This window comes from Sphingomonas sp. CFBP 8760, from assembly GCF_014841615.1.
Classification (GTDB): Bacteria; Pseudomonadota; Alphaproteobacteria; order Sphingomonadales; family Sphingomonadaceae; genus Sphingomonas.
The window spans coordinates 25,039-48,296 of the sequence record NZ_JACYUG010000017.1; the positions used below are offsets into that span (position 1 = coordinate 25,039).

Below are 23,258 nucleotides of genomic sequence, written 5' to 3' on the forward strand. Positions count from 1 at the left end.
AATGCCTCGTAACAAATTTCGCTGAGCACGACCCGTCATCATTCGTCATTGCGAGGGTAGCAAAGCAATCCAGGGCAGCGCGCGGGACACTGGATTGCTTCGCAACGCTCGCAATGACGGCAGGGTCAAACTACTGGAATCCGGTATCAGTCCGCGGGCACGCCCGACAACAGGACCCATGGCATCATATAGTCGACATACTCCCTCTCGCTGACCTTGCCGTCACGATCATTGTCCAGCTTGGCCATCCATTTGCGCTCCGCTGCGGGATCGGGCGATCCTGCGGTGGGCGCCGGGGGCAGACTGGAGTCGCGATTGCTGTCACGCGGCTCCATCGCGGACGTCTCGCGCACGTCGAGATACCCCGAATGGTCGGTGTCCTTGATCCGGAAGTCCTGCCGGATGTGAGCTGCGGCCTCATCCATCCCGACCTTTCTCGCGGCCACGACCTCGCCTTTTCCGTTCGTCATCTGTGGCGTGTAGACGTCCGGGGTAGGCACGTCCTGTACGAGGGCCGCGACAAACAATGCTGCGAGCATGATCGATCCTTTATGGAGTGACGGCCGTTCCACCACCCAGATCGGGGACAGCGCGACGGTAGTGTCCTCCACGCGATCACCGCCGGCCGACAGGTCCGGCGATCCGGGTACCAGTTGCTGGTACCCCTCCGCCGCTGCCAGCATCCGCGCGGCGGTCAGCGATGATGATTGGCCCAGCTTCGCCCGTGCCATCTTCAGCCGCTTCTCCACGGCATGCGGCGAGATGCCGAGATCGATGGCCATCTCCTTGGCGGTCTGGGGCAGCAGACGGCGGCGCAGGCATTCCTTTTCGTTCTCGGTCAGTCGGGCGATGGCCGGATCAGGCATAGAGATCGATCACCTCACACCCCTGCCCCACCGCCTCCAGCAACAAGGTGCGGTGACAGTGGCAGGGGTCGCGTTCGTAGCAGACCAGCGCCGATGGCATTTCTTCGGCCAGCGCCAGCATCCGCGCCGCCTGCGCCATCGCCTCGGGCAGTTCGAGTTGCTCGTCATACACCGCGCGCAGTGTCGCGACGTCGCCCTTCTTCGCCGCATCGCGCCCGCGCTTCGGCGTGCCCAGCGCCTTCAGATGGACGTAATCGATCTCCACCTCCTTCAGCGAGGCGGCGAGCGGCGATTTCGAGAAGCCGGGCCGGCGCGACAGCGGCAGGGCGCGTATGTCGATCACCCGTCGTACCCCCGCGCCCTGCAGGGCCGCGATGAAATCGGCCATCGTCGTGGCTTCGTAGCCGATAGTGAAGATCGTCGTCATCGCCGGTACTTGCCGCATCGCCCGCCGAACCGCTAGGCCGGGGCATGACCCATGACATCCATATCGTCGGCGGCGGCCTCGCCGGTTCGGAGGCCGCGTGGCAACTGGCCGAGGCGGGCTTCAAGGTCCGCCTGTCGGAAATGCGCGGATCGGGCGAGTCGACCGCCGCGCACCAGACCGATGGCCTCGCCGAACTCGTCTGCTCCAACTCGTTCCGCTCCGACGATGCGGAGGCCAACGCCGTCGGCCTGCTGCATCAGGAGATGCGCACGCTCGGCTCACTGATCCTGACCCAGGCGGATGCCCACCGCGTCCCCGCCGGGTCGGCGCTGGCCGTCGATCGCGACGGTTACTCGCACGGCGTCACGCAGGCGCTGGCCGACCACCCCAACGTCACGCTGGTGCGCGAGCGGATCGACGCGCTGCCCGATGGCCCGGCGATCCTCGCCACCGGTCCGCTCACCGCGCCGTCGCTGGCCGCCGCGATCGGCGACGCCACCGGGGCGGAGGCGCTCGCCTTCTTCGATGCGCTCGCTCCCATCGTCCACCGCGATTCGATCGACATGGACGTGGCGTGGTTCGCGTCGCGCTGGGACAAGGGCGAGACCAAGGATTACATCAACTGCCCGATGGACAAAGATCAGTATCTGGCCTTCCACGCCGGGCTGGTCGAGGGCGAGAAGACGCCGTTCAAGGAGTGGGAAAAGGACACGCCCTATTTCGACGGATGCATGCCGATCGAGGTGATGGCGGAACGCGGCGTCGATACGCTGCGCTATGGGCCGATGAAGCCGGTCGGCCTCGACAATCCGAAGACGGGGCGCTGGCCCTATGCCGTCGTCCAGTTGCGGCAGGACAATGCGCTGGGCACGTTGTGGAACATCGTCGGGTTCCAGACCAAGCTGAAGCACGCCGAACAGGTCCGCCTGTTCCGCACCATCCCCGGCCTGCAGAATGCGGAGTTCGCGCGGCTGGGCGGGCTGCACCGCAACACCTTCATCCGCTCGCCGGAATTGCTCGACGGTACGTTGCGGCTGAAGAACCGGCCGAACCTGCGCTTCGCCGGGCAGATCACGGGGTGCGAGGGCTATATCGAATCCGCCGCGATCGGGATGCTCGCAGGCCGCTTCGCCGCCGCCGAACTGCGCGGGGAGACGCTGGCGCCGCCACCGCCCGAAACCGCGCTGGGTGCCCTGCTGGGGCATATCACCGGCGCGGCGGTGGCGGAGACGTATCAGCCGATGAACGTCAATTTCGGCCTGTTTCCGCCGATCGAGGTCCGCACCAAGAAGGCGGATCGCAAGCGGATGTACACCGATCGCGGCCGTGCCGCGCTGGCGGGGTGGATCAGCCCTCCTCCGCCGGGGCAGCCGGTGGCGGACAGGGTGTCGGGCGAGCCGGCTTCCGCTTGACCGCGGTAGTGGCGAATTCGGCGGCTGACATGGCGCCGGATTTGTCACGGTCGGCGACGGCGAACTTGGCGGTCGTCTTCGCCGCCCATTCGTCGAACGACAATTGCCCGTCGCCATTGGCGTCCAGCTTCGCATAGGCCTTGCGGCGCGAGACGAGATATTCGTCGCGGGTGATCTGGCCGTCGCGATCCTTGTCATACCGGCCGAAACGCTTTTCCTCACGGGTTCTGGCGGTGGCCTCCGGCACGCGTTCGGGCAGCGGCTCCTCGATGCCGGGCGCCGCCTCCACCGGCCGCTGGGGCAACGCCGCGGCGGGAGCGGCGTCGCGTGCCGACCACAGCATCATTCCCGCCGCAACCGCCGCCACCCCGGCACCACCGCCCGCCGCATATCGCCACATCGTCATCATTCCCCCCTTTGTCGATGTTTCGAATTATCGTCCCGTCAGACGATTGACCATCAGCCGGCCGACCCTGGCGGGATGGCCCGGCGGCCTGGGCCGGTCGGATACGTCCATCCGGGCCGCCAGCGCCATCGCACTCAACGACCGGACCGGTCGGCTCCAACGAACCGCCCCTATCGTCGCCAACCGTTCCTTCGCGAGCGATGCCGCCAGCGACCGTGATTCCGGTGCGGACAGATTGGCGCTCAGGTCGGCCAGCGCCCATCCCTCCCCCGTCACGGCCAATGGTTCGGCGGCAGCACCGAACAGCCGCCCGGCCAGGGTGAACAGGATGCCGCCCCGCGCCGCCGCATGGCGCAGCATCGCCGGAGCATCGAGCACGTCGGCGTCGATCAGCGCTTCCCAGCCGTCGATCATCGCCGCCAGTTCATCGCCCGCGATCCCCCGGGTCAGAACCTCGCCAGCCAAGGCCTGCAGCACCGGTTCCGCCGGTGGCCGATCGTCGGTCAGCCCGATTAGCGCCTCATACCACCAGGTCAGCCGCATCTGCCCCACCAGCGGCTCCCGCGTCGATCGCAGGATCGATCCCAGCCGCTCGTCCAGCGCTAGCAAGGCGGCGAAGCCCGCCCGCGCGGTCGGTGGCGCATAGCCGACGATCAATTGTCGTTCGGCCGCAACGGCATCGGGGTCATGGGTAGGAATATTAACCGTCATCAGGGCATCGCCTGTACCGCGTCGCACGATCGTGCGCCACGCCGGTAGCCGGGATTGCGTGATGGGTTTTCGTTTCGCGTGGACGACGGGGATGATGCCGTCGTTTCTAGTTCGCCTTCGACGGGACGTTCGCGGCAACACACTGGCATTGATGGCGGCGGCGATGATGCCTCTCTTGGGCATGGTCGGCTCGGGAATCGACATGAGCCGCGCCTATATGGCGCAGAACCGGTTGCGACAGGCGTGCGATGCCGGCGCGCTGGCGGGTCGGCGTCTGCTGAACGGATCGACGATCGACGATCCGCTGAAGACCGAAACGACGAAATATTTCAGCTTCAATTTCGCGCAGCGTCAGTTCGATACCGCACCCTATACGCTCGACATCACGGTTCCCGCCCCCGGCACGCTGAAGGTCGATACCAGAACGACGATCCCGACGACGATCATGGGCCTGTTCGGCATCGCTTCGCTGCCGCTGTCCGCATCGTGCTCGGCGACGCAGGATTTCATCAACACCGATATCGTGATGGTATTCGACCTGTCGGGATCGATGAACTGCCCGGTCACCCGCCCGAACGATGGCTGTGGCAACGTCAACCAACCCAATTCGAAGCTCGACGCCCTGAAGGATGCGGCCAAGGCATTGTACACGACGCTCGAACCCGCGCAGAACAAGCTGGCGGCCAACAATCTGCGAATGCGATACGGTTTCGTGAATTATGCGAACAGCGTGAATGTCGGCGCTGCGGTCTATGATAAGAATTCGGATTATTTCGTCAGGAGGTGGACCTATCAGTCACGTCGGCCCGCGGACGACGCGACAGCCGATTCGTCCACCTGTGCCGCCTATGACGGTGTGCGCTATTATGATTACGACAGATCGCGATGGCTCTGCCGCTATCCGGTGTCGAACTGGACCGGAAAGTTCCTGTACCGGCCCGTCGTCTACGACACCACGTCATATCTTGCCGGTGCCAGACCCGCGGTCCTCGCGCAGCGCTATGGCTCGGATGCTTGGGAAGGCTGTATCGAGGAACGGGACACCGATGCCACCTTGATCGACGGCGGCGCATCGACAGCGGCGCCGCCCTCCGCGCTCGATCTCGATATCGACCTGATTCCGAACAGCGACGCCAACCGCTGGCGCCCGGCGTGGCCCGATGTCGAATTCTTCCGGAACGATGCCATCACGGGCGCGAGGAACTATTCGGATACGTACTGCCCCACGGCGGCGCGACGGCTGAAATCCTATTTCAACGACAAATCGGGTTTTGACGGATACGTTAACTCCCTGATCGCCAAGGGTGGCACCTATCATGACCTCGGCATGATCTGGGGCGCGCGGTTTCTGTCCCAGGACGGGATATTCCGTGCCGTTCCGTCGGACACCAACGATAATACAGTTGCCGACAACCCTAAGAAGATCAAGGGATTTGCCGTCCGCCAATACATGATCTTCATGACCGATGGCGACATGTCGCCCACGGCGGACGTCTATTCCAGCTACGGGATCGAAGAACTGGACAATCGCGTGACGGCCGGCGCCTCGAATCAGCTCGACCGCCATCTCCAGCGGTTCCGCATGGCGTGCAACGCGGCGAAGGCGAAGGGGATCGATGTGTGGGTCATCGCCTTCTCCACCACCCTGACGGCCGATATGACGAATTGCGCGAGCAAGCCCGAACAGGCAGCCGGTCTGGCCACCAATGCCGCGCTGATCGACAAGTTCAAGGAGATCGGGTCGAAGATTGGATCGCTGAGGCTCAGCCAATGATGCGGTCGCAGCATTCGGTCATCATCGATCGCCGCGGGGTGACGGTGCTGGAGTTCGCACTGATCCTGCCCGTGATGCTGACCCTGATCTTCGGTGGGCTGGAACTGGGCTATCGTGCCTATCTGGGGGCGGTGATTCAGGGCGCCCTGCTCGAAGTCGCGCGCGTCGCCAGTGTGGGCAACAAGACTGAGGACCAGATCGACACGCTGATCAAGGGGCGGATCGGCGTGCTGACCGCCATCGGCAACGTCAAATCGATCCAGAAGGAAAGTTTCTTCAACTTCTCCAATGTCGGCAAGCCTGAAAAGATCACCTCCGACACCGATCCGATCGGCGTCTACAACGCCACCGACTGTTACGAGGATGCCAACAACAACAACCGCTACGATACCACTCTGAACAGTGGGATCGGGACGGCCGACGATATCGTCCGCTACAAGGTGACCGTCACCTATCCCGATCTGCTTCCCGCCAAGGGCTTTCTGGGATGGGGCAACGAGCAGACCATCGTCGCCAGCACCGTCTTGCGCAACGAACCCTTCGCCGGGCGCTCGCAGCCGACGATCCGGTGTCCCTGATGAACCGCATCCTCCTTCGCGACACCCGTGGCCTTGCGGCGATGGAGTTCGCCCTGACGCTGCCGATCCTGCTGACGATCATCATATCGGGCATGGAAACCGCCAATTACGCGATAGCGACGCTGCGCGTCAGCCAGATCGCCGCGACCACTGCGGACAACGCCGCGCGCGTTCGCGACAGCATCGGCGAGGCGGACGTGAACGAGGTGCTGCAAGGCGGGCGTATCGTCGGCGAGCCGATGGATTTCGCGGCGCGGGGTCGCATCGTGCTGTCGGATGTGATGCCCAATGGCCTGACGGGGTCGTTGGCTGGGCAGAAAATCCTGTGGCAACGCTGTACCGGGGCGCTCAACACGACGGAATCGGCCCCCCGTTACGGTGTTCAGGGCAAGGGGGGATCGGATGGTACGTTACCCGCGATGGGGCCGGCCGGCCGGACGCTGGCCGCCAGCGCCAGTTCGGCCATGATCTTCGTCGAAGTAACGTATCAATACAAACCACTCGTATCGACGCTCGTCTTCGGCACCCCGATCATGCGGTCCGAGGCAAGCTTCACGGTGCGCGAACGCAAAAGCGAGACGTTGACCGCCGGCGCCAGCGGAACGGCGACGAGCACCTGTTCACGCTACGATCTATGAAACGCCCTCGCGGGGGACGAAAAAAAGTCTCGGTGAGCCATAACCCCCTCCCGCGAACGGGAGGGGGGTCGACCGGTCAGCCCTTGTAGCAGACCTTCTTGACCGCCTTCACGATCCGCGCGGTATCGATCAGCGCCAGCTTTTCGAGATTGGCGGCATAGGGCATCGGCACGTCCTCGTTGGTGACGCGCAGGACCGGGGCGTCGAGATCGTCGAAACCCTCTTCCATGCAGATCGCCATGATCTCCGACGACACCGAGCACACCGGGAAGCCCTCCTCGACCACGACGAGCCGGTTGGTCTTGGCCAGGCTGGCCAGCACCGCCTGCTTGTCGAGCGGGCGCAGCGTGCGCAGATCGATGACCTCCGCCTCGATCCCCTCGCCCGCCAGCAGTTCGGCGGCCTCCAGCGACAGGCCGACGCCGATCGAATATGACACGATCGTCACGTCCTTGCCCTCGCGCATCGTCCGCGCCTTGCCGATCGGCAGGACCCAGTCGTCCAGCTTGGGCACGTCGAAGCTGCGGCCGTACATCAGTTCGTTTTCGAGGAACACGACCGGATCGCTGGTCCGGATCGCCGCCTTCAGCAGGCCCTTGGCATCCGCCGCATCATACGGCGCGATCACGATCAGGCCGGGGACGGACGCGTACCATGCGCCGAAATTGTGCGAATGCTGCGCACCCACCCGGCTGGCGGCGCCGTTCGGCCCGCGGAACACGATCGGGCAGCGCATCTGGCCACCCGACATGTAGTTGGTCTTGGCCGCCGAGTTGATGATGTGGTCGATCGCCTGCAGGGCGAAGTTGAACGTCATGAACTCGATGATCGGCTTCAGGCCGCCCATCGCCGCGCCCGAGCCGATGCCGGCGAAGCCGTATTCGGTGATCGGCGTATCGATGACGCGACGGTCGCCGAACTCGTCGAGCAGCCCCTGCGTGACCTTGTACGCGCCCTGATACTGCGCGACCTCCTCGCCCATCACGAAGACGCGGTCGTCGGCGCGCATCTCCTCGGCCATCGCATCGCGCAACGCCTCGCGGACGGTCGTCTTGACCATCTCGGTGCCCTCGGGGATCGCGGGGTCCTGCGCACCGGTCTTCTCGGCGGCGGCGACCAGCTGCTGCGTGCCGCTTTCCTGCTCGGCGGCGGCGGCGCCCTCCGGCATCGGCGGCGCGGCATGGTCGGTCGCCTCGTTCTTCGGCTGGGCGTTGGCGTCCTCGCCCGACCGGCTCTCGGTCGCGGCATCGGCGCTCTCGCCCTCTTCCAGCAGGGTCGCGATGACCGCGCCGACCTTCACGTTGTCGGTCCCCTCGGCGACGACGATCCTGCCGATCGTGCCTTCGTCGACCGCCTCGAATTCCATCGTCGCCTTGTCGGTCTCGATCTCGGCCATGATGTCGCCGGACTTCACCGTATCGCCTTCCTTCACCAGCCACTTGGCGAGCGTACCCTCTTCCATCGTCGGGGACAGGGCCGGCATCTTGATCTCGATCGGCATCTCAGTAACGCTCCACCAGCACGTCGGTATACAGGTCGGCCGCATCGGGCTCGGGGGTCTGCTCGGCGAAATCCGCCGCTTCGTTCACCTGCTTGCGGATCACCTGCTCGACCGACTTCAGTTCCTCGGCGGTGACGCCCTGCTCTTCCAGCAGCTTCTTCACATGCTCGATCGGGTCGGACTTGTCGCGGACGCCCTGCACCTCCTCGCGGCTGCGATACTTGGCGGGATCGGACATCGAATGGCCGCGATAGCGATAGGTCTTCATCTCCAGGATGATCGGCCCCTTGCCCGCGCGGACCCATGCCAGCGCTTCCTCGGCGGCGCCGCGGCAGGCCAGCACGTCCATGCCGTCCACCTGGATGCCGGGGATGCGGAAGCTTTCGCCGCGCTTGTAGAACTGGTCCTCGGACGCGGCCCGGCTGACGCTGGTGCCCATCGCATACTGGTTGTTCTCGATCACGAAGATGATCGGCAGGCCCCAGAGCTGCGCCATGTTGAAGCTCTCGTACACCTGACCCTGGTTCGCCGCGCCATCGCCGAAATAGGCGAGGCAGACGCCCCCGTCGTTGCTGTACTTGTGCCCGAACGCGAGACCGGTGCCGAGCGACACCTGCGCGCCGACGATGCCGTGGCCGCCATAGAATTTATGCTCGGTCGAGAACATGTGCATCGACCCGCCCTTGCCGCGGCTGATCCCGGCGCCACGGCCGGTCAGTTCGGCCATGATGACCTTGGGATCGATGCCATAGGCGAGCATGTGCCCATGGTCGCGGTACCCGGTGATGACCGAGTCCTTGTCGCCGTCGAGCGCCGACTGGAGGCCGACCGCCACCGCCTCCTGCCCGATATACAGATGACAGAAGCCGCCGATTAGGCCCAAGCCATACAATTGCCCTGCCTTTTCCTCGAAACGACGGATGAGCAGCATATGCTTGTAGAAGTCGAGCAGTTCGTCCTTCGTCGCGTCATATGGTTGCGGTTCGCCGGGACGCTCCCGGTTCGGCAGAGGCGGTTCGGCGATCGCGCGGAGAGCTTTGGCCACAGGTAACCCTTGTTTCCGTAGGGAAGATGCCCCGCCTATAGTCCCGGTTTGCCACGGACTGCAATTGCCTCGCGGACGCGTGGTTGCCCTGCCCCCGCCCGGCCGGTTAAGGCCCGGTCGTCATGGACCGCCCGCCGCATCCCTTCCGCATCGCCAATTTCCGCGCCTATTGGGCCGCCCGCTTCGCGATGACGCTGGCGCAGAACGCGCTGATCATCGTGGTCGGCTGGCAGACCTACACCATTGCGCGGGCCACGATGTCGCCGTCCGCCGCCGCCGCGCAGCTGGGGCTGATCGGGTTCCTGCAGTTCGTGCCGCTGTTCCTGACGACGCCGGTGACCGGACTGGTCGCCGACCGGTTCGACCGCCGCTGGATCGCGCGGATCACCGTGACGTTGCAGCTGATCTGCGCGATCACGCTGGCCCTGGTGACGGCGGAAGGCGCGATGACGCTGCCGGTGCTGTTCGGGGTGGCGATCCTGCTAGGGATCGCGCGCGCCTTTTCCGGCCCGGCCTTTTCCGCGCTCGCCCCTAATCTGGTGCCGCGCGATGTGCTGCCGACCGCGATCGCGCTGTCCTCGATCTCGTGGCAGGTGGGTACGATCATCGGCCCCGCGCTGGGCGGCTATGCCTATGGCCATGTCGGGCCGGCGGCGCCGTATTTCCTCGCCACCGGGTTGTTCGCGGTGGCGCTGCTGTGCCTGTTCCTGATCGGGCCGGTACCGCGCGCCAACCAGGTCGGGCGGGCAAAGCCGCTGCGCGCCATCATCGACGGCTTGGCCTATGTCGGCCAGAACAAGCTGGTGCTGGGCGCGATCACGCTCGATCTGTTCGCGGTGTTCCTCGCGGGCACCAGTGCGCTGCTGCCGATCTATGCCGCCGACATCCTGAAAGTGGGGCCGACCGGCCTCGCCGAACTGGCCGCCGCGCCGGCGGTGGGGGCGGCGATCATCGCGCTGATCTTCTCGATCCGGCCGCTCAAGACCAATGTCGGGCCCAAGATGCTGGTCGCCGTCCTGATCTATGGCACCGCCACCGTCGTGTTCGGCCTGTCGACGTGGTTGCCGCTCAGTCTGGCCGCGCTGGCGGTGGCGGGGGCGGCGGACATGTTCTCCGTCTATATCCGCCAGTCGCTGATCCAGCTCTATACGCCCGACGAGATGCGCGGGCGGGTCGGCGCGGTGTCGCAGCTCACCATTTCCGCCTCGAACGAACTGGGGGAGGCCGAATCGGGCTTTCTCGCGTCCGCGCTCGGCCCGGTCGGCGCGGTGATGGTGGGCGGCGGCGGCGCGATCGTCGTCACGATCCTGTGGACGTTCCTGTTCCCCTCGATCCGCCGCGCACGGACCTTCGACCCGCCACCGACGTTGATCGACCCGGCGCCCCTTCCCCAACCGGAGAGAGTCTCATGAAGGCCAACACGATACTCGATACGATCGGCCAGACGCCGCACATCCGCGTGCAGCGGCTGTTCCCGGGGTCGGAGGTGTGGATCAAGTCCGAACGGTCCAACCCCGGCGGATCGATCAAGGATCGCATCGCGCTGGCGATGGTCGAGGCGGCGGAGGCTTCCGGCGACCTGAAGCCCGGCGGCACCATCATCGAACCGACCAGCGGCAACACCGGCATCGGCCTCGCCCTGGTCGCGGCGGTGAAGGGGTATCGACTGATCCTCGTCATGCCCGAATCGATGTCGCTGGAACGCCGCCGGCTGATGCTGGCCTATGGTGCCACCTTCGACCTGACCCCGCGGGAGAAGGGGATGAAGGGCGCGATCGAACGCGCGCACGAACTGGCCGGCGAAACGCCGGATGCGTGGATTCCGCAGCAGTTCGAGAACCCTGCGAACATCGACGTGCATGTCCGCACCACCGCACAGGAGATCCTGAACGATTTCCGTGATACGCCGATCGACGTCATCATCACCGGCGTCGGCACCGGCGGCCACATCACCGGCGTCGCCGAGACGTTGAAGAAGGAATGGCCGGGCCTGAAGGTCTTCGCGGTCGAACCAGCCGCCTCGCCCGTGATCGGCGGCGGCCAGCCGGGGCCGCACCCGATCCAGGGCATCGGCGCGGGCTTCGTGCCGAAGAACCTGCACACCGCCGCGATCGACGGGGTGATCGAGGTCGATGCCGCCGTCGCCAAGGACATGGCCCGCCGCGCCGCGCGCGAGGAAGGGATGCTGGTCGGCATCTCGTCGGGTGCGACGCTGGCGGCGATCCTGCGCAAGCTGCCCGACCTGCCCGACAATGCCCGCGTGCTCGGTTTCAACTACGACACGGGCGAGCGGTATCTGTCGGTGCCGGACTTCCTGCCGGAACAGTGACACCTGTCCAGCGGCCCGGCCCCCGCGTCCGGGCGACCCTGATCGCGATCGGGGCGGCGGCGATCGCCGTCCCGGCCTATATCGCGACCCATGCACCCGCACCGGTGCGGCAGCCGGTCCGGTTGCCGCACCGTACGCCGCCGCGCGTGGTGCCCGCCACCGTCGTGCCGCCGGTCGAGGCGGTCGAGTTCGTCGACCTCGCGCCGGACGATGCGCGCACCTTCAACGCCGGTGTCCCCTTCGTCACCGGGCCCAATCCCGCCGCGCGTCGCTTCGTGCTGCGCGATGCGGCGGAGGATATGGCCCGCGCGACCGACTGCCTCGCGACGGCGGTGCTGTACGAGGCGGGGAACGATCCCGCCGGGCAGAAGGCGGTGGCGCAGGTCGTGCTCAACCGCGCTCGCCATCCCGCCTTTCCCAAGACGATCTGCGGCGTGGTGTTCGAGGGGCAGGAGCGGCGCACCGGTTGCCAGTTCAGCTTCACCTGCGACGGCGCACTCACCCGATGGACCCCGCCGCCGGCGCTGTGGACGAAAGCGCGGGCGGTGGCGGAGGCGGCGTTGAAGGGCGCGGTCTATCGCCCGGTCGGCTATGCCACCCATTACCATACCGACTGGGTCGTTCCCTATTGGCAGTCCAGCCTCGACAAGATCGCCGCGGTTCACAGCCACCTGTTCTTCCGCTGGTCCGGCTGGTGGGGCACCCCGCCCGCCTTCGCCCGCAACGTCGATCCGCACGAGCCGGTGATCGAAAAGCTCGCCGCCTTCTCCGACGCGCACCGCACCGGCGAGGTATTGGCAGAGGCGGCGGCGGCAAGCGCCGAAGCCGCCGTCCTGACCGAAACGATGGCCGCCAGCGACGTCGCCGCCCCGATCCTGTCCGGCCAGCCCGATGAACTGCGCGTCGCGCTGCCGGCGGGCGTGTCGCCGGACACCTATCCCCAGCTTGCCGCCAAGGCGTGCGGCACGCGCGACCGGTGCAAGTATCTCGGCTGGGCGGACGCGAAGGCGCTGCCGAAGACCGCGGCGCTCGATGCCCCGCAACTGGCGACGATGGCGTTCAGCTACCTGCGCGACCGTCCGGGCGGACTGGAGCGGACGCTGTGGAACTGCACGCTCTATCCCAAGACGCGTCCGGGCGGCTGCATGCGCCGCCAGCCTGTACCCGCCGCCTCGCCCACGCCGACGCCGCTCAGAACGCCCTCATCCAGCCTGAAACCGCTGGAGGGCGTGCGGCGACCCTCACCTGCGCCGATCGCGCGCCCATCCCCCACCACCGGGGCCGATCAAACCTCCTAGGTGTTTGGTCCGGGCATTTGATGGTGCGGGTTTGATGTAAAGCGATCTGGCTCGTTTTGCCATGTTTTGCAGATGGCCTCGTACGAGGTGAGGCCCCTGAGGGTTTTGAGCCTGCGGCCGAAATTGTAGGCAGCGACGAAGTCGCCGAGGTGCTGCCGGAGAGGCGCTGCCGGAACTGATCATGGCTGTCATAATGGTAGCGTTTGACGGTGGCTTCCTTGATGGTCCGGTTCATCCGTTCGACCTGCTCGTTGGTCCACGAATGCCTTGCTTTGGTCGGGTGGTGCTCAATGCCGTTCTCGTCGCAGATGCGGTCGAAGATATGGTGGAAGGCGTATTTGTGATGCGCGATGTTGGTGAACTGGATGCCGTTATCGGTGAGTATGATGTGGATGGTGTAGGGAATAGCCGTGACCGGATTGCGCAGGAACTGGGCCGCGATCATCTTGCCAGCCTCTTGGTGCAGCTCGACGAACGCGAACTTGGCGGGTAACGGTCTATCAACGTCAGATTCCCGAACGCACGTTCGGGAATGTCTGGCGGATCATCTACCCGACGAACGTCGACATCAACTGGTGGGGATGCTGGAAGCGGCCTGATAACCGCGATCATGTCGTTTGAATGGGGATTTTAGGGCCCGCGGGGACCACTCTTACGAGTGTGCCCCGCGTGTACCGACCCAAATGGCGAATCTCCAGAAGAGATCTGCCCCACCGCTAAACCACTGAAATAGTGGTGCGCCCGGAACGATTCGAACGTCCGACCCTCAGATTCGTAGTCTGATGCTCTATCCAGCTGAGCTACGGGCGCCCGGTGGAAGCGCGCTATTAACAGGGTTCTCGGAGGGCGCAAGTGCGTTGCGTCGAAAAAATGCAGGTCGTAGGGCCGATCCATGCAGAAAGTCGTCCTGATCGCCTCCGTCGCGCTGTTCGTCCCCGTCACGGTGGCTGGCTGTTCGCGGGATACCAATACCTATCCTTCGCTGGCGCAGCGGCCTGCGGAGACGCGCGGATTCGCCGAGCCCGCGGCGCCCGCGCCAGAGCCGATCAGGGCCGATCCTGCCCTCGACACCGCGATTGCCGGCCTGACCACGCGACTGGCCGCGATAAAGGTGGGCTTCGACCGCGACGCCGGGCAGACCGAACGGGCAGCGGCGGCGGCACAGGGGCGGGCGGTGGGCAGCGATGCCTGGCTGACCGCCCAGACCGCACTGGCGGCGCTCGACGACTGGCGGGCGCAGGCGTCGTCGCTGGCGAGCGATGCGGGCGAACTGGCCAGCACGCGCGCGGCAACGCTGGCGCCCGCCTATCCGGCGCTGGACGATCTGCAGGCAGCGCTGACGGCGGAAGTGGCGCGGCAGGATGCCACGATCGATCGTATCCAGGCGGCATTGCCCGGCGCCTGACCGGTCAGAACCCCTTCAGCAGCGGCAGCGTCGTCGCGTAATCGTCGGTCCACGCCGTCATGCCCGGCCGCCCCCGCAGCGGTCGCCAGCCCACCTCGTTCGCGGTCAGCTCCGTCAGCACCGCCCTGTCCCGCGAAAGCGCCACCCAGATCGAAGAAGACGCCTCTACATCGAGGGTCGACGGACGATAATCGAACTGCGCCGCATGCCAGCCGCCGTCACGCGCCACCGCCGCGACGACGGGTTCGAGATCGAGGAACCGGTTGGAGATATGGACGAGCAACAGTCCACGCGGGCCAAGCACGCGGGCATAGGTGGCGAACGCCTCTCGCGTCATCAGGTGCATGGGCACCGAATCCGACGAAAAGGCATCCAGCGCGAGCAGATCCAGGTCGCCGGTCGCTTCCCGGTGCAGACTGAGCCGGGCGTCGCCCATGCGGATCACCGGATCGGGCAGGCACCGACGCAGATAAGTGAACTGGCCGGTGTCGCGGGCCAATCGTACCACGGCGGGGTCGATCTCGTAGAAGCGCCACGCCTGCCCCGGCCGTGCATAGCAGGACAGCGTTCCCGTCCCCAGCCCGACCACGCCGACCCGCGCATCCGGGCCGTAGAGCCGGGGCAACACCGCCATCGCCTGCCCTATCCCGGAACCGCGTGCATAATAGGTGGTCGGCATCCGCTCACGGGCGGGGCTGCCGCGCAGCTGGATGCCGTGGACGGTGGTGCCGTGGTCGAGGGCGCGTAGGCGATCGCCGTCGCGGATCGTGTAGACGCCGAAATAACTGCGGGTCCGGGCACCCGGTTCGGCGGAAAGGATCAGCGAGCGATAGCCGCCGAACAGGATCAGCGCACTCGCCAGCACCGCCAGATAAGCCCATCGCGCGCCGATCGCGACGAAGCCGGTGGCGGCGATGACCAGGAACGACAACCCCTGCATCCCACTGCCACCCGGCCCCCCGTCACGGCCGAAGCCGATCACGAAAAGGGCGGCGAGCGCCAGGATCACGCCACCGAACGCGAAAGGCCGGCGGCGACCCATCCACCAGTCGCGGAACAGCGCGAGCAGATAGGTCTGCGGCACCAATGCCCCCGCCGCCAGGATCAATAGCGGATATTCGTAGGTCCAGTCGAACACCACCGGCGCGACCAGTCCGGCGAATACCCCGCCCAGTGCGCCACCCGCCGACATCGCGAGGTAGAAGCCGGTCAGCCGATCGGGGGCGGGTCGCCGCCGGTACATGGTGGTATGCAACGCCACCGACACCACGAACAGCAGCGCCAGCGCCACGCCGAGATTGAACCATGGCCGCTGCTGATAGCCGCCCATGATGACGCCGCCGAACAGCAGGATCGTGATCGGCGCCATCCGGGTGATGAAATCGGCCATCTCGCGACGCTCGGCAAAGGCCACGGTGAAGCTCAGCAGATAGAGGCCGAGCGGCAGGACCCACAGCAGCGGCATCGCGACGATGTCGGTCGTGATGTAGGTGGAGGTCGCCAGCATCAGCCCGGACGGGACGAGCGCCAGCATGATCCAGTGCCAGACCAGCCGCCGTGCCGGCGCGGCGCTGGCGACAGACTCGGCCACCGGCATCGGCACGGCCCCGGCGCGCGGGAGCATCGCCACGCAGGCGATCACCAGCGCGATCAGCAGCACATAGCCGCCACTCCACAGCCAGCTTTGCGCATGGACGGGCAGCAACGGCTCGACCAGCAACGGATAGGCGATCAGGCCGGCGAAACTGCCGAGATTGGACGCTGCATAGAGCGCATACGGGTCCTGACCGCCGCTTGCGAGGCTGAACCAGCGCTGCACCAGCGGTGCCTGCGCCGATACCGCGAAGAACAGCGGCCCGATCGATCCCAGCAACAGCCACGGCACCCAGATGGCGGGAGAGACGGTGACGGGTGGCTCCATCGCCATCAGCCCGATCGGCAACCACAGACAGGCCAGCGCCAGCACGCCGAGATGGATCATCCCCTGCGCCAGTGGCCGTACCCGACCCAGCCAGTGGGCATAGGCATAGCCGCCGAGCAGCAACGCCTGATAGACCAGCATCGCGGAATTCCACACCGCCGGCGCCCCCCCCAGCCGGGGAAGCGCCATGCGCGCGACCAGCGGCTGGACCAGGAACAGCAGGAACGATCCGGTCAGGATCGTCGCGACGAACAACCCGCGGCGGACGCTGCCCGTCCGCTTGTCCCCGCCCATGCCGGCCTCAGGCATCGGCGACGCGACGCTCGACCGCGTGGGTGATGATCCGGTGGAGCGGATGCCCCGCCGGGAAATCGGGATGCTCGAAATCCAGATCGGGCCGCCGGATCATGCCAAGCCGGATCATCAGCCCCCATGAGGCGGTGTTGGCCCGCACCGTCCATCCCTCGATCCGGTCGCAACGCGTATTCGCCCAGCCCCAGGCCAGGCTCGCTTCCGCCGCCTCGCGGGCATAGCCCTGCCCCCACATCGATCGGGCGAGCCGCCAGCCGATCTCCAGTTCGCCATGCGCGCCGCCCATTCGCAGGCCGCAGAAGCCCAGGAAGCGCCGGTCGCTGCGGCGCTCCAGCGCCCAGAAACAATGGCCGCGTTCGTCCTGCAACGCCGCCTGCCCATCCATCCAGTCGGCAACGGCGGCACGGCTGCGCGCGCCATCGAGATGGCGCATCACCTCCGGATCGGCGCACAGCGCGGCCAGCGGATCGAGATCGGCGGCGCGCCACGGTCGCAGCGTCAGCCGCTCGGTTTCGATCATGCGCCCAGCAACCGGGCGGCGTGTGCGGCATGATAGGTCAGGACACCCGAACAACCGGCCCGCTTGAACGCCATCAACGTTTCCAGCACCAGCGGATCGCGCTCCCCCGCGCCCACCGCCACCGCCGCCTCGATCATCGCATACTCACCGGACACCTGATAGGCGAACACCGGCACCTCGAACCGCCGCTTCACCGTCGCGACGATGTCGAGATAGGGCAGCCCCGGCTTCACCATGATGCTGTCGGCCCCCTCGGCCAGATCGAGCGCGACCTCGCGCAGCGCCTCCTCGGCATTGGCGGGGTCCATCTGATAGGTCTTCTTGTCGCCCTTCAGCAGCCCGCGTGTGCCGACCGCGTCGCGGAACGGCCCGTAATAGGCCGATGCGTATTTCGCGGCATAGCTCATGATCTGGACGTTGGCATGGCCGCCGCGTTCCAGCGCGCCACGGATCAGCCCGATACGGCCATCCATCATGTCCGACGGAGCGACGATGTCGGCGCCGGCCGCCGCCTGCACCAGTGCCTGTCCGACCAACTGCTCGGCGGTCGCATCGTTGACGACATAGCCGGCGGCATCGACCAGTCCGTCATGGCCATGCGTGGTATAGGGATCGAGGGCCACATCGGTCAGCACGCCGACCTCCGGCACCGCATCCTTCAGCGCGCGCACCGCGCGGCACATCAGGTTGTCGGGGTTCAGCGCCTCGCGTCCGTCGTCGCTGCGCAGATGGGCGGGCGTGTAGGGGAACAGCGCGATGCAGGGGATACCCAGATCGCGCGCCTCCCGCCCCCGCGCGACGATGCCGTCCAGCGACCAGCGCGACACACCCGGCAGGCTGGCGACCGGTTCCTCCACCCCCTGCCCCTCGACGACGAACAACGGCCAGATCAGGTCGGCGGGGGTCAGCACGGTTTCGGCGTGGAGCCGGCGGCTCCAGGCGGTGGCGCGGCTGCGCCGGGGGCGGATCGCGGGATAGGTGGACATGCCATGGTCCTTGCGGGATCGTGCCCGGTCCCGCAAGCGTTAGGGCGACGGTTACGGGAGTGTACCGAATGCGCGAGATCAAGTCGGCGGCGATGGTCATCAATGCCAAATCGCGTAAGGGGCAGAAGCTGTACAAGCGTGCCTGCGCGGCGATGAAGGGGCTTCCCTACGAAGTGGACGCCCGCGCGATCGAGGATCCGAAGCAGCTGGAAGCGGCGGTCCGCGACGTGCTGTCGGCGAAACCCGACCTCGTCATCCTCGGCGGCGGCGACGGGACGATCAGCGGGCTGGTCGACCTGCTGGTCGGGCATGACGTGGTGCTGGGCGTGCTGCCGCTGGGCACCGCCAACAGTTTCGCCCGCACGCTGGGCATCCCCCTGACCGTGGAGGGCGCGGTGGAGGTGATCCGGGCGGGATACCGGCGGCGTATCGATCTGGGCATGATCGATGGCGATTATTTCGCCAATTGCGCCGCGATCGGGATCAGCCCGCAGATCGCGGAGACGGTGCCGCACGGCCTGAAGAAAGTGTTGGGCATGGTCGGCTATCTCGGCTGGGCCAGTTACCAGTTCGGTCGGTTCAAGCCGTTCACGCTGCACGTCGACAACGGCACGACGAAGCGCAAGCTGCGCGTGGTCGAGGTTCGCATCTCCAACGGCCCCTATCATGGCGGCACCTGGCTGGTCGACGAGGCGGCGGTCGATTCAGGCGAGATCGTGGTGCAGGCGGTGCGCGGGCACTACAAGCGCAAGCTGGCGTACAACTGGGCGGCGAGTTTCTTCGGGCTGAAGGAACGCCATCACGACACGATCAGTTTTTCGGGGCGCAAGGTGACGGTGGATACCGATCCGCCGATGCCGATCTCGATCGATGGCGAGGTGCTGGCGAAGACCCCGGTCACCGCGCGGGTGGCGGCGGCAGTGATCGAAGTGATGGCACCGCCGCCGCCTCAGGTCGTCGACCCCGCCGGAACCGCCTCGTCGGGCTGAGGCACGCGAAGCGCGCCCCGCCGCCAGGGGCCATAGCGATAATAGAGCGCGGCCCCCACCAGCGTGGCGAGCGATCCGGCCGGAAAGCTCCACCACAGCGCATCGGCCCCCAGGGCGGGGCGCAGCCACAAGGACAGGCCGAGACGGATCGGAAACATCGCGACGAACAGGATCAACAGCGGCCCCCACACCGCGCCGTTGGCGCGAACCGTGCCGAACAGCACCATCGTCACGCCGAACAGGATGAAGCTCCAGCTGGCGATCATGCTGATCCGCTGACCGATCGGGATCGCGGGACTATCGGGCGCCAGGAACAGGCCGAGCGTGGTCCGATCGAACCACAGCACCGCCACCACCAGCACCCCGGTCAGCGCGATGTTGTAGACGATGCCGATCCGCGTCACCTGCCCTACCCGGTCCCACCGGTCGGCGCCGATATTCTGCGCCGCCATCGCGCTGACCGCCGCACCGATCGCCAGCGCCGGCATCTGGATGTACCCCCATAGTTGCAGCGTGATCCCGTACGCCGCCGTGGTCGCCACCCCTTCGCGGTTGACGAGGCCGACCATCGCCAGGCCCGCCAGCGAGATGACCAGCATCTGCGCCCCGATCGGCAACCCCTTGGCGAGGATCGTCTTCGCCAGCGCCCGTTGCGGGCGGAGATAGGCGAGTTCGGCCCCCCGCAGCCGGATCGGCAGATCGCGCAGATTGATCCAGACGACCAGTGCCACGATCGAGACGGTGCCGGAGATCAGCGTGGCGAACGCCGATCCGGCGATACCCATCCGTGGAAACGGCCCCACCCCCAGGATCAGCAGCGGATTGAGCCCCGCATCGAGGATCACGCCCAGGATCATGAACCACAAGGGCGTCATCGCATCGCCGGTGCCGCGCAGCCCCATCATCACCAGCACCAGCATCATCGACGCGGGCAGCCCCAGAAAGATGACGCGCAGATAATCCTCCGCCAGCGGCAATGCCTGTGGCGGCGTGGCCAGCAGGATGAGGATGTCGTGGGTGGCCGCCCATCCCACTAGCGCCGCGACGACCGAGGCGGCCAGCACCAGCCCGATCGCGGAACCGAACGCGCGCCGCGCGCCCTCCACGTCGCGGCGGCCCCAGCTCTGCCCGATCAGGATGGTCGCCGCCATGCCGAACCCGAACACGGCGCCGAACATCAGGAACATGATGATGTTGGCGTTGGACGTGGCGGCCAGCGCATCCTCGCCCAGGAAGCGCCCCACCCAGATGGCGTTGATCGAGCCGTTGAGCGACTGGAGCACGTTCGACCCCAGCGTCGGCAGCGCGAACGCCATCAATGTGGGGCCGATCGGGCCGGTGGTGAGATCACGTCGGGGATTCGTCACCGTGCCGCTCCTGTTGGGACGGCCGCTATGCCCGATCGACGCGGCCGGGAACATACCCTGTCGCCCCTGCCTGTGCAGGGGCGACGGACGTTCAGCCCAACCGGCCCAGCGCCGCGTGCAGGCGTGCCGCTTCCGCCATCTTGTCGGCATGATCGGCCCGTGCCTTCTCCACGGCCTCGGGCTTCGCGCGCTCGACGAAACTGGCGTTGGACAGCCGCCCGCCCAGTGCGTCGCGCTCCTTTTCGGTGGCGGCGATCGCCTTGGCCAGTCGCGCACGCTCGGCATCGAGGTCGATCACGCCTTCCAGCGGCAGGACGAAGGTCGCCTCGTCCACCACCACCTGCGCCGCACCGCCGTTCGCCTCGCCCTCCGCCAGATCGACCCGCGCCAGTCGGGCAAGTACCGGCTGCTGCCGGGCCAGCCGCGCCGTCGTTTCCTCACCCGCATCGCGGACGTGGAGCGGCAGGCGGGCGCCCGGCGGCACGTTCAGTTCGGTGCGCGCCGCCCGGATTTCCGACACGAGACGGATCAGCCAGTCGACTTCCCTGCTCGCTTCCGGGTTCAGCGCACGGGCATCGGGCATCGGCCACTGGCCGACGATCAGGTCGTGCGTCCGCGGCGCCAGACCGTGCCACAGTTCCTCGGTGATGAACGGCATGAACGGATGGAGCATCACGAGAATCTGGTCGAGCGTCCAGCCGGCGACCGCGCGCGTCTCATCATCGATCCGGCCCCGTTCGTCCGCGGCGGGCACCGCCCCCTCGGCCCGGTTCACCACCGGCTTGATGAGTTCGAGATACCAGTCGCAGAACCGGCTCCAGACGAACTGGTAGATGGCGTTGGCGGCGGCATCGAACCGGTATTCGGCCAGCGCGAGGTCGACCGCCTGCACCGTCGCGACGCATTCGGCGATGATCCACTGGTTCACCGCCTGGGTGGCGACGGGCGGTTCCAGCGAGGTCGACCCGCCGATGCCATATCCTTGCGCGAAGCGGCAGGCGTTCCACAGCTTGGTCGCGAAGTTGCGATACCCCTCGACCCGGCGTTCATCCATCTTGATGTCGCGGCCCTGGCTTTCCATCGCCGCCATGAAGAAGCGCAGCGCATCGGCGCCGTATTTGTCGATCAACCCCAGCGGATCGACGGTATTGCCCTTCGACTTCGACATCTTCGCGCCGTCCGCCGCGCGGACGAGGCCATGGAGATACAGTGTCCTGAAGGGCACATCGCCCATGAACTCGATGCCCTGCATCATCATCCGGGCATTCCAGAAGAACAGGATGTCGAAGCCCGAGATCAGCACGTCATTGGGATAACGGCGGCCGAGCGTCGGATCGCCATTCTCCGGCCAGCCCAGCGTCGCGAACGGCCAGAGGGCGGAGGAGAACCAGGTATCCAGCACGTCGGGATCGCGGGTCAGGACGACGCCCTCCCCCGCTTCCGCCTGCGCCTCGCCTTCGGTTTCGGCGACGAAGATGCGGCCGTCGTCGGCGAACCACGCCGGGATCTGGTGGCCCCACCATAGCTGGCGCGACACGCACCATGGCTGGATGTTCTCCATCCAGTTGAAGAAGGTCTTCTCCCACGTCTTCGGCACCAGCCGGATCGCGCCGCTGCGCACCGCCTCGATCGCGGGGGCGGCCAGCGTCTTGGCATCGACATACCATTGGTCGGTCAGCCAGGGCTCGATCACCACGCCGGACCGGTCGCCATACGGCGTCTGGATCACGCGGTCCTCGACCCGTTCCAGCACACCGGCCTCCTCCAGCATCGCGACGATGCGGGTCCGCGCCTCGAACCGGTCGAGCCCGATAAGGTCAGCGGGCACACCGCCGCAATCGACGATCCGCGCCTTGGCATCCAGCATGTTGAGCATGTCGCGCGCTTCGATCCCGGCGCGACGGCCGACCTCGAAGTCGTTGAAGTCATGCCCCGGCGTGATCTTCACCGCGCCCGACCCCAGTGCCGGATCGGCGTGTTCGTCGGCGACGATCGGGATCAGCCGGCCGGTGATCGGCAGGCGCACCTGCGCCCCGATCAGCGTGGTGTAGCGGTCGTCCGCCGGGTTCACCGCCACCGCCATGTCGGCCAGCATCGTTTCCGGCCGGGTGGTCGCGACCGAGATCGTCCCGCTGCCGTCCGCCAGCGGATAGGTCAGGTGCCAGAACTTGCCCTGCACCTCGCGCGTCTCGACCTCCAGGTCGCTGATCGCGGTGCCCAGCCCGGCATCCCAGTTCACCAGCCGCTTGTCGCGGTAGAGCAGGCCCCGCCGGTGCAGCTCGACGAACACCTTGATGACCGCCGCCGAAAAACCCTCGTCCATCGTGAAGCGTTCGTTGGACCAGTCCATCGAACAGCCCAGCCGGCGCAACTGCCGGGTGATCTGCCCCCCCGATTCCGCCTTCCACGCCCACACCTTGTCGATGAACGCTTCGCGGCCCAGCTCGGTGCGCTTCACGCCCTCCTTCGCCAGATTGCGCTCGACCACCATCTGCGTGGCGATCCCGGCATGGTCGGTGCCGACCACCCACATCGCATCCTTGCCCTTCAACCGGGCATGACGGGTCAGGATATCCTGCAACGTGTTGTCGAGCGCGTGGCCGATGTGCAGGCTACCCGTCACGTTGGGCGGCGGGTTGACGATCGTCCACGGCTCCGCCCCCGGCCGGTCGGGGCGGAACAGGCCGTTCGCCTCCCAGTGCGCGTACCAGTGGCGTTCGATGGCGGCGGGGTCGAAGGTCTTGGGAAGCTCGGTCATATGCGAACCCTTAGC

General features: G+C 66.6%; 20 protein-coding genes, 1 tRNA gene and 1 pseudogene. 9 read left to right on the top strand and 13 right to left on the bottom strand.

From position 1 onward, the window contains the following. Positions 1 to 146 precede the first annotated feature (146 nt). Together IFT82_RS16620 and IFT82_RS16625 are read right to left on the bottom strand one after the other, a co-directional pair. Positions 147 to 866 (bottom strand): EF-hand domain-containing protein, encoded by a 720-nt coding sequence (locus IFT82_RS16620; RefSeq protein WP_192128901.1) that lies wholly within the window; start codon positions 864 to 866, stop codon positions 147 to 149. Then, positions 859 to 1,293, bottom strand: a complete 435-nt coding sequence (locus IFT82_RS16625) for a DUF488 domain-containing protein (RefSeq protein ID WP_192128903.1) — start codon at positions 1,291 to 1,293, stop codon at positions 859 to 861. The genes IFT82_RS16620 and IFT82_RS16625 overlap by 8 nt, the downstream gene beginning before the upstream one ends. Positions 1,294 to 1,337: 44 nt before the next feature. On the opposite strand from IFT82_RS16625, the gene trmFO reads away from it, so the two are divergent. After that, positions 1,338 to 2,705 (top strand): methylenetetrahydrofolate--tRNA-(uracil(54)-C(5))-methyltransferase (FADH(2)-oxidizing) TrmFO, encoded by a 1,368-nt coding sequence (trmFO, locus tag IFT82_RS16630; protein ID WP_192128905.1) that lies wholly within the window; start codon positions 1,338 to 1,340, stop codon positions 2,703 to 2,705. On the opposite strand, the gene IFT82_RS16635 is transcribed toward trmFO, so the two are convergent. Then, a complete protein-coding gene (locus IFT82_RS16635; RefSeq protein WP_192128975.1) occupies positions 2,641 to 3,105 on the bottom strand; it encodes an EF-hand domain-containing protein in 465 nt (154 codons plus the stop codon). The genes trmFO and IFT82_RS16635 overlap by 65 nt on opposite strands. A gap of 33 nt (positions 3,106 to 3,138) precedes the next feature. Continuing rightward, positions 3,139 to 3,822 carry a squalene/phytoene synthase family protein gene (locus IFT82_RS16640; protein WP_192128907.1) on the bottom strand — a complete coding sequence of 228 codons (684 nt, stop codon included), beginning with the start codon at positions 3,820 to 3,822 and terminating at the stop codon, positions 3,139 to 3,141. Between the two features lie 94 nt (positions 3,823 to 3,916). On the opposite strand from IFT82_RS16640, the gene IFT82_RS16645 reads away from it, so the two are divergent. From IFT82_RS16645 to IFT82_RS16655, 3 genes are read left to right on the top strand one after another with little or no spacing between them, the layout of a single operon-like run. Then, positions 3,917 to 5,596, top strand: coding sequence for a TadE/TadG family type IV pilus assembly protein (locus IFT82_RS16645; protein ID WP_274602262.1), 1,680 nt, complete (start codon positions 3,917 to 3,919; stop codon positions 5,594 to 5,596). Beyond that, on the top strand, positions 5,593 to 6,174 hold the full coding sequence (locus IFT82_RS16650; RefSeq protein ID WP_192128911.1) for a TadE/TadG family type IV pilus assembly protein: 582 nt from the start codon (positions 5,593 to 5,595) through the stop codon (positions 6,172 to 6,174). Before IFT82_RS16645 ends, IFT82_RS16650 begins: the two co-directional genes overlap by 4 nt. Then, the gene (locus IFT82_RS16655; RefSeq protein WP_192128914.1) at positions 6,174 to 6,812 is read left to right on the top strand and encodes a TadE/TadG family type IV pilus assembly protein; all 639 of its coding nucleotides are present in this window, start codon (positions 6,174 to 6,176) and stop codon (positions 6,810 to 6,812) included. The genes IFT82_RS16650 and IFT82_RS16655 overlap by 1 nt, the downstream gene beginning before the upstream one ends. A gap of 76 nt (positions 6,813 to 6,888) precedes the next feature. Here the strand turns inward: IFT82_RS16655 and IFT82_RS16660 are convergent, their stop codons facing one another. Both IFT82_RS16660 and pdhA read right to left on the bottom strand, forming a co-directional pair. After that, positions 6,889 to 8,313 (bottom strand): pyruvate dehydrogenase complex E1 component subunit beta, encoded by a 1,425-nt coding sequence (locus IFT82_RS16660; RefSeq protein WP_192128916.1) that lies wholly within the window; start codon positions 8,311 to 8,313, stop codon positions 6,889 to 6,891. A 1-nt stretch (position 8,314) separates the two neighbouring features. Then, on the bottom strand, positions 8,315 to 9,358 hold the full coding sequence (gene pdhA / locus IFT82_RS16665) for a pyruvate dehydrogenase (acetyl-transferring) E1 component subunit alpha (RefSeq protein WP_425567195.1): 1,044 nt from the start codon (positions 9,356 to 9,358) through the stop codon (positions 8,315 to 8,317). A 122-nt stretch (positions 9,359 to 9,480) separates the two neighbouring features. On the opposite strand from pdhA, the gene IFT82_RS16670 reads away from it, so the two are divergent. From IFT82_RS16670 to IFT82_RS16680, 3 genes are read left to right on the top strand one after another with little or no spacing between them, the layout of a single operon-like run. Beyond that, a complete protein-coding gene (locus IFT82_RS16670; protein WP_192128918.1) occupies positions 9,481 to 10,770 on the top strand; it encodes an MFS transporter in 1,290 nt (429 codons plus the stop codon). Continuing rightward, entirely contained in the window at positions 10,767 to 11,687 is a 921-nt protein-coding gene (gene cysK / locus IFT82_RS16675) for a cysteine synthase A (RefSeq protein WP_192128920.1), read from the top strand. Before IFT82_RS16670 ends, cysK begins: the two co-directional genes overlap by 4 nt. Further along, a complete protein-coding gene (locus IFT82_RS16680; RefSeq protein ID WP_192128922.1) occupies positions 11,684 to 12,985 on the top strand; it encodes a cell wall hydrolase in 1,302 nt (433 codons plus the stop codon). The genes cysK and IFT82_RS16680 overlap by 4 nt, the downstream gene beginning before the upstream one ends. On the opposite strand, the pseudogene IFT82_RS16685 reads toward IFT82_RS16680, so the two are convergent. Both IFT82_RS16685 and IFT82_RS16690 read right to left on the bottom strand, forming a co-directional pair. Continuing rightward, positions 12,982 to 13,472, bottom strand: a pseudogene (locus IFT82_RS16685) (integrase core domain-containing protein); the annotation flags it as partial. The gene IFT82_RS16680 and the pseudogene IFT82_RS16685 sit on opposite strands and share 4 nt — an antisense overlap. 246 nt (positions 13,473 to 13,718) lie before the next feature. Further along, positions 13,719 to 13,795 (bottom strand) — tRNA-Arg (locus IFT82_RS16690). 82 nt (positions 13,796 to 13,877) lie between these two features. On the opposite strand from IFT82_RS16690, the gene IFT82_RS16695 reads away from it, so the two are divergent. Then, positions 13,878 to 14,390 carry a hypothetical protein gene (locus IFT82_RS16695; RefSeq protein ID WP_192128924.1) on the top strand — a complete coding sequence of 171 codons (513 nt, stop codon included), beginning with the start codon at positions 13,878 to 13,880 and terminating at the stop codon, positions 14,388 to 14,390. A 4-nt stretch (positions 14,391 to 14,394) separates the two neighbouring features. Here IFT82_RS16695 and IFT82_RS16700 read toward each other — a convergent pair whose 3' ends face one another. Genes IFT82_RS16700 through hemB form a run of 3 tightly spaced genes read right to left on the bottom strand, consistent with a single transcriptional unit; the run spans position 14,395 to position 18,129 of the window. Next, complete coding sequence (locus IFT82_RS16700) at positions 14,395 to 16,620, bottom strand: spermidine synthase (RefSeq protein WP_244646870.1); 2,226 nt, start codon at positions 16,618 to 16,620, stop codon at positions 14,395 to 14,397. Then, complete coding sequence (locus IFT82_RS16705; RefSeq protein WP_192128928.1) at positions 16,613 to 17,143, bottom strand: GNAT family N-acetyltransferase; 531 nt, start codon at positions 17,141 to 17,143, stop codon at positions 16,613 to 16,615. Before IFT82_RS16705 ends, IFT82_RS16700 begins: the two co-directional genes overlap by 8 nt. Next, positions 17,140 to 18,129, bottom strand: coding sequence for a porphobilinogen synthase (gene hemB / locus IFT82_RS16710; RefSeq protein WP_192128930.1), 990 nt, complete (start codon positions 18,127 to 18,129; stop codon positions 17,140 to 17,142). The genes IFT82_RS16705 and hemB overlap by 4 nt, the downstream gene beginning before the upstream one ends. A gap of 68 nt (positions 18,130 to 18,197) precedes the next feature. On the opposite strand from hemB, the gene IFT82_RS16715 reads away from it, so the two are divergent. Then, complete coding sequence (locus tag IFT82_RS16715) at positions 18,198 to 19,118, top strand: diacylglycerol/lipid kinase family protein (RefSeq protein WP_192128937.1); 921 nt, start codon at positions 18,198 to 18,200, stop codon at positions 19,116 to 19,118. Here the strand turns inward: IFT82_RS16715 and IFT82_RS16720 are convergent. Both IFT82_RS16720 and IFT82_RS16725 read right to left on the bottom strand, forming a co-directional pair. After that, positions 19,079 to 20,485 (bottom strand): MATE family efflux transporter, encoded by a 1,407-nt coding sequence (locus IFT82_RS16720; protein WP_342355140.1) that lies wholly within the window; start codon positions 20,483 to 20,485, stop codon positions 19,079 to 19,081. The two genes, IFT82_RS16715 and IFT82_RS16720, sit on opposite strands and share 40 nt — an antisense overlap. A gap of 91 nt (positions 20,486 to 20,576) precedes the next feature. After that, positions 20,577 to 23,243 carry a valine--tRNA ligase gene (locus IFT82_RS16725; protein ID WP_192128947.1) on the bottom strand — a complete coding sequence of 889 codons (2,667 nt, stop codon included), beginning with the start codon at positions 23,241 to 23,243 and terminating at the stop codon, positions 20,577 to 20,579. Positions 23,244 to 23,258: the final 15 nt, after the last annotated feature.

Coding starts and splice junctions, on each gene's coding strand:
- IFT82_RS16620 (WP_192128901.1), bottom strand. CDS start 866: ATGCCTGATCCGGCCATCGCCCGACTGACCGAGAACGAAAAGGAATGC.
- IFT82_RS16625 (WP_192128903.1), bottom strand. CDS start 1,293: ATGACGACGATCTTCACTATCGGCTACGAAGCCACGACGATGGCCGAT.
- trmFO (WP_192128905.1), top strand. CDS start 1,338: ATGACCCATGACATCCATATCGTCGGCGGCGGCCTCGCCGGTTCGGAG.
- IFT82_RS16635 (WP_192128975.1), bottom strand. CDS start 3,105: ATGTGGCGATATGCGGCGGGCGGTGGTGCCGGGGTGGCGGCGGTTGCG.
- IFT82_RS16640 (WP_192128907.1), bottom strand. CDS start 3,822: ATGACGGTTAATATTCCTACCCATGACCCCGATGCCGTTGCGGCCGAA.
- IFT82_RS16645 (WP_274602262.1), top strand. CDS start 3,917: ATGCCGTCGTTTCTAGTTCGCCTTCGACGGGACGTTCGCGGCAACACA.
- IFT82_RS16650 (WP_192128911.1), top strand. CDS start 5,593: ATGATGCGGTCGCAGCATTCGGTCATCATCGATCGCCGCGGGGTGACG.
- IFT82_RS16655 (WP_192128914.1), top strand. CDS start 6,174: ATGAACCGCATCCTCCTTCGCGACACCCGTGGCCTTGCGGCGATGGAG.
- IFT82_RS16660 (WP_192128916.1), bottom strand. CDS start 8,313: ATGCCGATCGAGATCAAGATGCCGGCCCTGTCCCCGACGATGGAAGAG.
- IFT82_RS16670 (WP_192128918.1), top strand. CDS start 9,481: ATGGACCGCCCGCCGCATCCCTTCCGCATCGCCAATTTCCGCGCCTAT.
- cysK (WP_192128920.1), top strand. CDS start 10,767: ATGAAGGCCAACACGATACTCGATACGATCGGCCAGACGCCGCACATC.
- IFT82_RS16695 (WP_192128924.1), top strand. CDS start 13,878: ATGCAGAAAGTCGTCCTGATCGCCTCCGTCGCGCTGTTCGTCCCCGTC.
- IFT82_RS16700 (WP_244646870.1), bottom strand. CDS start 16,620: ATGCCTGAGGCCGGCATGGGCGGGGACAAGCGGACGGGCAGCGTCCGC.
- IFT82_RS16705 (WP_192128928.1), bottom strand. CDS start 17,143: ATGATCGAAACCGAGCGGCTGACGCTGCGACCGTGGCGCGCCGCCGAT.
- hemB (WP_192128930.1), bottom strand. CDS start 18,129: ATGTCCACCTATCCCGCGATCCGCCCCCGGCGCAGCCGCGCCACCGCC.
- IFT82_RS16715 (WP_192128937.1), top strand. CDS start 18,198: ATGCGCGAGATCAAGTCGGCGGCGATGGTCATCAATGCCAAATCGCGT.
- IFT82_RS16725 (WP_192128947.1), bottom strand. CDS start 23,243: ATGACCGAGCTTCCCAAGACCTTCGACCCCGCCGCCATCGAACGCCAC.